The organism is Gloeomargarita sp. SRBZ-1_bins_9, from assembly GCA_039794565.1.
In the GTDB taxonomy this organism is placed as follows: Bacteria; Cyanobacteriota; Cyanobacteriia; order Gloeomargaritales; family Gloeomargaritaceae; genus Gloeomargarita.
This window is the reverse complement of record JAUQVX010000005.1, coordinates 45,001-55,407: the sequence shown is the minus strand read 5'-3', so window position 1 is coordinate 55,407 and position 10,407 is coordinate 45,001. Positions and strand designations below refer to the sequence as shown.

Sequence of the window (10,407 nt, the reverse complement as noted above, 5' to 3'; positions counted from 1 at the left end):
GTGAATTGGCCGAGGGCTGGCCTCATTTTAGAGTGGCTAATTCCCTGCTGTCAAGATGACAGCCACAACGACATATAGTAGTACCCTTCCCTCAGGCACCCAGCCCTATAAACTTTCGTGTGGAGCCAACTTCCCGACCAACCAGATGAGCCACCGCTGCTTCGGAACCACCGCCCAAGCTTGCCCTACCACGGCTTTTGCAGGACTCTCGGTAGGGGAAACGTGAATTATCCGGTTTTCCGGCCAGGAGGCCGAACACATCCTAACCTGTGGGTGTTATCTAGAACGCGGCCAGCTTGCACACTCAACTATTAGCAAACGCTGATATCTGGTCGAAGTTCAGGTAGCGATATAAATCCGCTGCCCAGGGGTCAATTTTTTGGGTGACAATGGTCCGGTATTCCTCAAGGGTGGGAATGCGTCCTAGCAGGGCACAGACTGCCGCCAGCTCCGCCGAACCTAGATAGACCCGGGCGTTTTTCCCCATGCGGTTGTCGAAATTGCGGGTGGAAGTGGAGAAAACCGTGGCCCCGTCGGCAACCCGCGCTTGGTTACCCATGCACAAAGAACAGCCCGGCATTTCCATCCGTGCTCCGGCGGCCGCAAAGATGGCGTAATAGCCCTCCTCTCGCAGGACTTGTTCATCCATTCGGGTTGGGGGACACACCCACAGCCGCACCTTCACCTGCCCGGCCCCCTCTAATACCTTGGCCGCCGCCCGGTAATGGCCGATATTCGTCATGCAGGAGCCGATAAACACCTCATCAATCCGGTCTCCAGCGCACTCGCTCAGACGTTTGATGTTATCCGGGTCGTTGGGAGCCGCCACCAAGGGTTCCGTGATGTCATCCAGGTCAATGTCAATCGTTGCCACATACTCCGCATCCGGGTCGGCCGTCAGCAACTGGGGGTTATCCAGCCAGGCCTGCATCTTTTCCATCCGACGCAAGAGGGTGCGGCTGTCTTGATACCCCCGCGCCACCAGGTGCTTGATCAGCGCCACATTCGAGCGCAGAAATTCACTCACCGTCTTGACACTCAACTGAATCGTACAAGCGGCACAGGAGCGCTCGGCCGTCGCATCTGTCAATTCAAAGGCCTGCTCCACCTGTAAATCCGGCAGTCCCTCCATTTCCATAATCCGCCCGGCAAAGATGTTTTTCTTGTTCTCCTTGCCCAGGGTGAGCAACCCCCGCTGTAGGGCCACATAGGGAATGGCGTGCACCACATCCCGCAGGGTGATCCCCGGTTGCAAAGACCCCCGAAAGCGCACCCGCACCGACTCCGGCATATTGATGGGCATCACGCCGATTGCCGCCGCAAAAGCCACCAGCCCCGACCCCGCCGGAAAGGAAATCCCCAAAGGAAACCGGGTATGGGAGTCCGCCCCTGTCCCCACCGTATCCGGCAACAGCAGCCGGTTCAGCCAGGAATGGATAATGCCATCCCCCGGCCTAAGCACCACCCCGCCCCGGGACGCAAAAAAGTCCGGCAACTCCCGCTGCACCTGAATATCCGCCGGTTTGGGGTAGGCTGCCGTGTGACAAAAGCTCTGCAGCACCAAGTCGGCGCTAAAGCCCAGGCAGGCCAGCTCCTTTAGCTCATCCCGCGTCATCGGCCCGGTTGTGTCCTGGGACCCCACCGTGGTCATCACCGGTTCACAGGCAGTTCCTGGCCGCACCCCCGGCACCCCACAGGCCCGCCCCACCATTTTTTGCGCCAGGGTGAACCCTTTCCCGCTATCCGGCGGCGGCGTGGGACGCACAAATCCCGGATGGGGCGGTAACCCCAAGCGACTGCGCGTCTTATCCGTCAACCCCCGGCCAATGAGCAGGGCAATCCGGCCCCCCGCCCGCACCTCGTCCAAGAGCGTTTCCGGCTTCAGGGTGAAACGGGCAAGCAGCTGCCCCTGTTCATCCTGGATTTCTCCCCGGTAGGGATACAAGCGGATCACCATCCCCGTTTGCAGCGGCGTCACATCGCATTCGATGGGCAAGGCCCCCGCATCCTGGGCCGTATTGAAGAAAATGGGCGCAATAATGCCCCCCAGAATCACCCCACCCCGGCGCTTGTTGGGCACCCCCGGTATGTCCTCCCCGATATGCCACAGCAGGGAATTGATGGCTGACTTGCGGGACGACCCCGTGCCCACCACATCCCCCACAAAAGCCACCGGATACCCCCGCTGCTTCAGCCGCTGTATTTCATCAATTGCCCCCGGATAGCGGCTTTCCAGCATGGTCAGGGCGTGCAGGGGAATATCAGCACGGGTGGTAGCGTGCACCGCCGGCGACAGGTCATCCGTATTGATTTCCCCCGGCACCTTGAACACCGTCAGGGTCAAGCACTCCGGCACCGGCGGCCTGCGGGTAAACCAGGTGGCCTCCGCCCAGGCGTCAATCACCCCTTGCGCAAAGAGATTCCCCTGCTCCGCTAGCGCCCACACATCGTGAAAGGCGTCATAGACCAGGGTGATCTGGGACAACGCTTCCTGGGCGGCCCGGGCCAGGGTAGCCTCCTCACTTTGCAGCAACTCCATCAGCACCGAGACGTTATAGCCGCCGATCATCTGCCCCAGCATTTGCACCGCCTCCAGGGGAGAAATCACCGGGCTGGTGCGCCGTCCCTGGGCTAGGTCCGCCAAAAATCCCGCCTTGACATAAGCGGCTGGGTCCACCCCCGGCGGCACCCGTTCCTGCAACTGCCGTTTGTCCGCCAACGTCGCCTGGGGTGACTGCAACTTTTCGCACAGCGCCGCCGTCTGGGCCGCATCCAAGGGTAAAGGGGGAATGCCTAACGCCGCACGTTGCTGGGGATCAGAGACCATAGGCCGGGCACCACTCAGGGTTAACTCCACGTTAAGTATAAAATGACCAGCGTGGTTGTGCAGGGTGAACCGTTGACGACATTCCCCATGGACTTAACCGGACAGATCGTGCTCATTACCGGCGCCAGCAGCGGCATTGGTCAAGAATGCGCGCGGGTGTTAGCCCCCTTAGGTGTGCGGTTGTTGCTGGTGGCCCGCCGCCGGGAGCGACTTGCAACCCTCGCCCAGGAACTGCCAACCCCCTGCCTCGTCTGCCCCCTGGATGTCCGGGACCGACAGGCCGTAGAGCAATGGTTTACCCAGCTTCCCCCCGACTGGCAGGCCATTGACGTGCTGATTAACAACGCCGGGCTCAGCCGGGGCCTGGAACCCCTGCACCAGGGCAACCCGGACGACTGGGAAGAAATGATCGATACCAACCTCAAGGGCCTGCTGTATATGACCCGTCAGGTTTTGCCTGGTATGGTCGCCCGGGGCTGGGGCCACATCGTCAATATCGCTTCCATTGCCGGGATCGACGCCTACCCTGGGGGCAACGTCTATTGCGCCACCAAAGCCGCCGTGCGTATGTTGGGAGATGCCCTCAAACACGACCTGTTGGGTACACCGGTGCGGGTGACCACCATCAATCCCGGGCTAGTGGAAACCGAATTTTCCTCCGTGCGGTTTCATGGGGATGGGGAGCGGGCCAAGCAAGTGTACCGGGGATTGACCCCCCTAACCGGGCGGGATGTGGCCGAAGCCGTCGCCTTTTGCCTGACCCGTCCCCCCCACGTCAACATCCAGGAGCTGACCCTACTCCCGGTGGACCAGGCCAACACCCTGCGCGTCCATCGTCGAGACTAGGGCCGGGCGTCCCCATTGGGCCAATTGCGTCATCATGGGATTCCACCACTCGCTCACGGCCCGGGGATAGACCCCCACCAGCAGCACCGGTACCAACAGACTCAGGGCAATGAACAACTCCCGGGGGTTAGCATCACCACCGGCCCAAGCGGCTGCCCCCTTCGGCCCGTAGAACACCCGCCGCAGGCTATCCAGCAAATACAAGGGCGTAAGAATCACCCCGATCGCCGTCAACCCCAGCACCAGCGCCTTAAATCCGCCCTGGTACCAACTGTCCGCCAACCCCAGAAACACCGACAGCTCACTGATAAAGCCGCTCATCCCCGGCAGGGCCAACGACGCAAAACTGGCCGCCGTAAACAGGGCAAAAACCCGCGGTGCCACCGCCGCCAGGCCCCCCAGTTCCCCCATCGCCAGGGTGTGGGTGCGCTCGTAGGTCACCCCCGCCAGGAAAAACAGCGCCGCCGCAATCAACCCATGGGAGACCATTTGCAGCAGCGCCCCCTGCAGGCCCCAGGCATTCCACACCCCCAACCCCACCAGCACAAAGCCCATGTGGGAGATGGACGAATAGGCCAGCCGTTTTTTCAGGTGCTCTTGGCTGTAGGCCGTCAACGCCCCGTACAGGATATTGATCACCCCCAGCACCACCAGCATCGGCGCCAGCACCTGATGGGCCAACGGCAGCAGTTGCCCGTTCAACCGCAGCAACCCATAGCCCCCCAACTTCAGCAACACCCCTGCCAACACCATAGAAACCGGGGCCGGCGCCTCCGTGTGGGCAAAAGGCAGCCAGGTATGCAGGGGAAACACCGGCAACTTCACCCCAAAGGCCACCAAAAACATCAGATACACCGCAATAGCGATCTCCAACGGCCAGGGGTACTGGGCCAGCAGCGCCATATCCCAAGAACCGGCCCTATGTGCCAGCACCAATCCCCCCACCAGGATCAACACCGACCCCAGCGCCGTGTAAAGCAGGAATTTGGTTGCCGCGTACTGCCGCTGACTCCCCCCCCAAATAGCAATGAGCAGGTAAACCGGTACCAGCTCCAGCTCCCACATCAGGAAAAACAGCAGCACATCCTTAGCGGCAAACACCCCCAACTGCGCCCCGTACAGCACCAGCATCAGGGCATAAAACAACCGGGGCCGGTGTTGCACCCGCCAGGCTGCGGCCATGGCCAACGTCGTCACCAACGCCCCCAGCACCAGCAACGGCAGGGACAACCCATCTACCCCTAGCGCCCACTGCCAACCCAACTGCGGCCACCAGGACCACTGCTCCACCAACTGATAACCCGGCACCTGCGGGTCATAACCCAACCACAACCCCGTCACCAGGATAGCCAGGTCCACCAACGCCACACTTAAAGCCACCCAACGCGCGGCCCGTCCCGATTTGCCCGGTAAAAACGGAAACAGCAGCGCCGCCCCCCAGGGAACCAGCACCGCCAGCGTCAACCACGGAATCTGCGTGTTCATTAGGAATAAATACCTAGTCGCTAGATGTTAACTATTGTAACCGAGACGGGGCCGAGATGGTTAAGAAAAGTTAAATACCTCGATAGGGGCAACGGATGGATGGCAGCGGCGAAGCCCGGCATGGGAAACCCTTAGAATTGAAGTACTGATTTTGGGGTAGAAGGGGCCATGCGCTGGACCGGTGACCGGATTCGTCAGACATTTTTAGAGTTTTACGCCCAGCGGCAGCACCGGGTGTTGCCCAGCGCCTCCTTGATTCCCAGCGACCCAACCGTGTTGCTGACCATTGCCGGGATGTTGCCCTTCAAGCCGGTGTTTTTGGGGCAGCAACCGGCACCGGCTCCCCGGGTGACCACCGCCCAGCGCTGTTTACGCACCAACGACATTGACAACGTGGGCCGCACTCCCCGCCACCACACTTTCTTTGAAATGCTGGGCAATTTCAGCTTCGGCGACTACTTCAAAAAGGAAGCGATTGCCTGGGCTTGGGAGCTAGTGACCCGGGTATATGGTCTCCCCCCGGAGCACCTGGCGGTGAGTGTTTACGAAGGCGACCCGGAGACCGTGACCCTCTGGCAGGAAGTGGTGGGGCTACCGGCCGAGCGCATCCAGAAAATGGGGGCGCAAGACAACTTCTGGGCAGCCGGGCCGACCGGTCCCTGTGGACCCTGCTCCGAAATTTACTATGACTTTGCCCCGGAAAAAGGGCCGGTGGACCTAAGGGACGACGACCGCTTCGTCGAGATTTACAACCTGGTGTTTATGGAATTCAACCGGGATGCGGCGGGGCACCTGACCCCCCTGGCGGCTAAAAACATTGACACCGGCATGGGTCTCGAGCGCCTGGCCCGCATTCTCCAGGACGTGCCCAGCAACTTTGAGACCGACCTGCTGTTTCCTTTAATCCAACGCACCGCCGACTGGCTGCCTCTGACCTATCCCCCCACCGACTCTGGCCAACAGCGCTCCCTGCACATCATTGCCGACCACATGCGGGCCGTGGTACATCTGATTGCTGACGGGGTGATTCCCAGCAATGTACGGCGGGGCTATGTTTTGCGGCGGCTAATCCGGCGCCTGGTGCACCACGGCCGTCTGCTGGGCTTGCGACGACCCTTTACCGCCGAGCTAGCCCAGACCGCCATTGACCTAGCCGCCCCGGCCTATCCCCACCTGCGGGAGCGCCAAACCGTCATCCAAACCGAACTGGATCGAGAAGAGCGCCAGTTTCTCAAAACCTTGGATGTGGGCGAGCAGTTGTTGCTGGCGGTCATTGCCCAAAAACCCCCCGTCATCAGCGGCAAAGTGGCCTTCGACCTGGCCACAACCTACGGCTTTCCGGTGGAGCTGACGGCGGAAATAGCCGCAGAACAGGGGCTAGGGGTGGACCTGGCCAGTTACGAGCAGGAAATGGCCCAGCATCGGGCGCTTTCCCGGGAAGGGCAGACCCAGGCGGATGTGCTGGCCGACCAGCAGTGGACCGACCTGGCCCAGGAACTAGGTGCCACCGTCTTTACCGGCTATCTCAACATCAGCGGCCTCACCACCGTGCAGGCCATTGTCCAGGGGGGCGAGCGGGTCAGTCGCTGCGATGCCCAGGCAGGAACAGTGCTGGTGGTTCTCCAAGAAACCCCCTTTTACGCCGAAGGGGGCGGTCAAGTGGGGGACACCGGTTACCTGACCAGTCCCGATGGCCACATGCGCTTTCGGGTCACCGACGTACAGAAAAAAGCCGACCTGTGGGTCCACTACGGCCAGGTAGAGCAGGGGGAATTAGCCGTCGGCATGGCCGTCCAAGCCCAAGTGGACCGTTGGCAACGCCATCGCACCCAAGCCCACCACACCGCTACCCACCTGTTGCAGGCGGCCCTGCAAAAGTGCCTTGACCCCCACATTGCCCAGGCCGGTTCCCTGGTGACCCCCGAGCGGTTGCGCTTTGACTTCAACTACCCCCGTCCCCTGACCCCGGTGCAACTGCAAACCATTGAGTGGCAAATCAACCAGTGGATTGCCGAGGCCCATCCCGCCCAGGTTTTGATCCTACCCCTAGCCGAGGCCAAAGCCCGGGGCGCCATCGCCATGTTTGGGGAAAAATACAGCGACCCGGTGCGAGTCATTGACATCCCCGGCGTTTCCATGGAACTCTGTGGCGGCACCCATGTGCGCAACACCCAGGAAATCGGCCTATTTAAAATCGTGGCAGAAACGGGCATTGCCAGTGGCATTCGCCGGATTGAAGCCGTAGCGGGGCTGGCCTTGCTGGACTACCTCAACCGCCAAGAGCGCGTCGTCAAAGACCTCACCGACCTCTTCAAGGTGAAGCCCGAGGAGATTGTCGACCGAGTGCGGGACCTGCAACAGGACCTCAAGGCCAAAGACAAACAGATCGAGCAATTGCACACCCAACTGGCCCGCGCCCAAGCCCTGCCACTTTTAGGGAGCGCCGAAACCATCAACGGCTACCGCCTGCTGGTGGGGCAACTGGGCCAGGTCGAGGGGGAAGCCCTAAAAACGGTTGCCCAAGAACTGTTGCAGAAACTGGGTCCCGGCGCCGTTGTCTTAGGTGCAGTGCCTGCCCCCGACAAAGTCACCCTAGTGGCTGCCTTCAGCCCCGAGGTGGTGCAGTTGGGGTTACAGGCCGGCAAGGTGGTAGGAGAGCTGGCGAAAACCTGTGGTGGCGGGGGTGGCGGTCGCCCTAACCTTGCCCAAGCCGGTGGCAAAGACCCCCAAGGACTCCCCCGCGCCCTAGAACAGGCCCGTCAGCTCCTGCGCCAGAAACTGACCTCCTAAACTGGCACCGGAATTTCTGCTGCCAAATCCCGCAGGATGGCCTCCGACTCCTGGCGATGACTCTGAAGGTCTTGCCCCACCCCTCCTAGGGACAAGCGGTGGGCCAGCACCGGCAGCATCAGTTCCGTCACATCGTCTGGCACGCAGTAGGTCCGCCCCTGCACCAACGCCCGCGCCTTGGCCGCCCGGGCCCAAGCCAGCGCCCCCCGAGTGGATACCCCCGCCCGTAGCAAAGGCGATGTCCGGGTTGCCGCCACCACCTGCAGCATGTAATCCACCAGGGATTCCTCCAGCCGCACCTGGTCCACCTGGGCCTGCAGCGCCAGCAATTCCTCCAGCGACAGCACCGCCTGTAACTGGTCCACCGGCTCCGCCTGCTGCCGATTCAGGAGTAATTTCTTTTCAATCTCCCGGTCCGGGTAGCCAATCGACAGCCGCATCAAAAACCGATCCAGTTGGCTTTCCGGCAGCGGATAGGTCCCGTGGTATTCAATGGGATTTTGGGTAGCCAGGACGATAAAGGGTTGGGGCAGCTCATAGGTCTGGTCATCCAACGACACCCGGCGTTCCGCCATCGCCTCCAGCAGAGCGCTCTGGGTGCGGGGAGAGGTGCGGTTAATTTCATCCGCCAGGATCACATTGGCAAAAATGGGGCCAGGGCGAAACACAAATTGGGATTGATTCCGGTCAAAAATCGTCACCCCCAAAATATCCGCCGGCAGCAAATCACTGGTAAATTGAATCCGTTGAAACTTCCCCCCAATGCTGCGGGCCATCGCCTGGGCCAGCGTCGTTTTCCCCACCCCCGGCACGTCCTCGATGAGAACATGTCCCCCCGCGACCACCGCCGTCAGCACCCGCTCCACCACCTGGGGTTTGCCCAAAAATACCGACGTGATATTGGCCATCAATTGGGCAATGGGGTGTTCCCTCATGGTGCCACCCCACCATAAATCCGGGGCCAGGTCCGCACCGTATTCACCCCGATTTCGCTATCAATCAATTCCCCCGCCGTCGTCACCAGCCGCATCAATACTTTTGCTTCCGGGGCTTGGGCTAACACTTGGGCCACTTCCCTGGAAACTACAAATGTATTGTCTTCACCTTGGTTCAAGGTCACATGATGCTCCCCAACTTTAAGCTGCACACTACCAATTTTGCGGCTGGTATCAATTTGGCTACAGGTCAACCCACCCACCGGGAAGGCCACAAATAAATACCCCACATAAGGCCGGCTACAGAACGTGCCATACCCCACCAGAAACCGCACCCGTTGGGGTTGCCACAGGCTCAACACCGTCACCCGTGGAATGTCCCCCCGACTGAACTCGTGCCGGTCAAACACCCCCAGGGCCTCCCCCTCAAAGGGGTCCCGCACCCACACCGGCCGCGACCAGGGCACCTGCATCCCCACCACCAGGGCCGCCGACTCCACCACCGGCAGGTTGGCCAACTCCGCCCCAACCCTTACCGGGGCACTTACCCCCGCCATCACTGCCGTTGTCAAGAGTATCCTTTGCCAGCGTCGAAGCATGCCGTCCCTCGCCCCACGCTTTCACCATACCATAGCCGCCCACTACCGTTGAGCCGGTGGCGATTCCTGTGGGAAAATGCCAGGTAAATCCATTGCTGTCTGGGAAGGGAACATGCAATTGTTTCGCTCCGTGCGTTGGCTCGTTGGTCTGGTGCTGATCTTGATTCTGTGGATGCCGACCATGCCCGGATATGCCGCCGGTGGCTTACTGGTGGCCCGCAATCCCGTCACCGACCCCAAAGCCATCCTCCGGCACGCCCTCCCCGTAGATGAACCCCATATCCGGCAAATCGAAAGTCGCCTCGAGGACATCCGCGACCAGCTGAAAGCCAAACGGTGGCGAGCCATCGCCAATGACGTCAAAACCGCCCAGCAGATTTTAGCAGAGCATCGCCAGGACATCCTGACCCAGGTCGCGCCGGAAAACCAAGCCCCAGCCCAAGCCCTACTCGACCACATCGCCGCCGATCTGGATGAATTGAATGAAGCTGTGAGGGACCGCAACCGCAATGTCGTCCTAGACACTCAGGCCGACCTACTTGACCATGTGGGCGCAGTCGAAGCCCTGATGGTGCGGGAATTCCCCTTTGCGATTCCCGAGGCATACCGGCATTTACCCCAACTTTTGGGCCGCGCTACCGTTCGCATCCGCACCAACAAAGGCGACCTGATAGCCGTCTTAGATGGCTATAACGCCCCTATTACCGCCGGCAATTTCCTGGACCTGGTCCAGCAGCACTTCTACGACCACCTACCCTTTACCCGGGCCGAGGAATCCTTTGTGGTCCAAGCCGGTGACCCCCCCGGGGAGGCCGATGGCTACATGGACCCCCGCACCGGCACCGTGCGGCGCATCCCCCTAGAAATCCGCGTGGAAGGGGACCCGGCCCCCCTATACGGTACCACCCTAGAGGCCGCCGGTCGT

Annotated in this window: 7 protein-coding genes (1 of these 7 only partly in view); 3 read left to right on the top strand and 4 right to left on the bottom strand. The window is 61.0% G+C overall.

Going from position 1 to position 10,407, the window contains the following annotated elements:
* Window positions 1-304: 304 nt before the first annotated feature.
* Window positions 305-2,827, bottom strand: coding sequence for a bifunctional aconitate hydratase 2/2-methylisocitrate dehydratase (gene acnB, locus Q6L55_06390; protein MEN9258338.1), 2,523 nt, complete (start codon window positions 2,825-2,827; stop codon window positions 305-307).
* 42 nt (window positions 2,828-2,869) lie between these two features.
* Between acnB and Q6L55_06385 the strand changes: the two genes are divergently transcribed.
* Window positions 2,870-3,673: an SDR family NAD(P)-dependent oxidoreductase gene (locus tag Q6L55_06385; GenBank protein ID MEN9258337.1), complete on the top strand. Its 804-nt coding sequence runs from the start codon at window positions 2,870-2,872 to the stop codon at window positions 3,671-3,673.
* Here Q6L55_06385 and Q6L55_06380 read toward each other — a convergent pair.
* Window positions 3,623-5,158, bottom strand: a complete 1,536-nt coding sequence (locus tag Q6L55_06380) for an NAD(P)H-quinone oxidoreductase subunit 4 (GenBank protein MEN9258336.1) — start codon at window positions 5,156-5,158, stop codon at window positions 3,623-3,625. The two genes, Q6L55_06385 and Q6L55_06380, sit on opposite strands and share 51 nt — an antisense overlap.
* Window positions 5,159-5,326: 168 nt before the next feature.
* Here Q6L55_06380 and alaS point away from each other — a divergent pair, with 168 nt between their 5' ends.
* Window positions 5,327-7,948, top strand: coding sequence for an alanine--tRNA ligase (alaS, locus tag Q6L55_06375; protein MEN9258335.1), 2,622 nt, complete (start codon window positions 5,327-5,329; stop codon window positions 7,946-7,948).
* Here alaS and Q6L55_06370 read toward each other — a convergent pair.
* On the bottom strand, window positions 7,945-8,883 hold the full coding sequence (locus Q6L55_06370) for a MoxR family ATPase (protein MEN9258334.1): 939 nt from the start codon (window positions 8,881-8,883) through the stop codon (window positions 7,945-7,947). The two genes, alaS and Q6L55_06370, sit on opposite strands and share 4 nt — an antisense overlap.
* A complete protein-coding gene (locus Q6L55_06365) occupies window positions 8,880-9,482 on the bottom strand; it encodes a hypothetical protein (protein MEN9258333.1) in 603 nt (200 codons plus the stop codon). Before Q6L55_06365 ends, Q6L55_06370 begins: the two co-directional genes overlap by 4 nt.
* Before the next feature lie 76 nt (window positions 9,483-9,558).
* Between Q6L55_06365 and Q6L55_06360 the strand changes: the two genes are divergently transcribed.
* Window positions 9,559-10,407 carry the 5' portion of a peptidylprolyl isomerase gene (locus Q6L55_06360; GenBank protein MEN9258332.1) on the top strand. It continues 330 nt past the right edge of the window, so only the first 849 of its 1,179 coding nucleotides appear in the window; it begins with the start codon at window positions 9,559-9,561; its stop codon lies beyond the right edge, outside the window.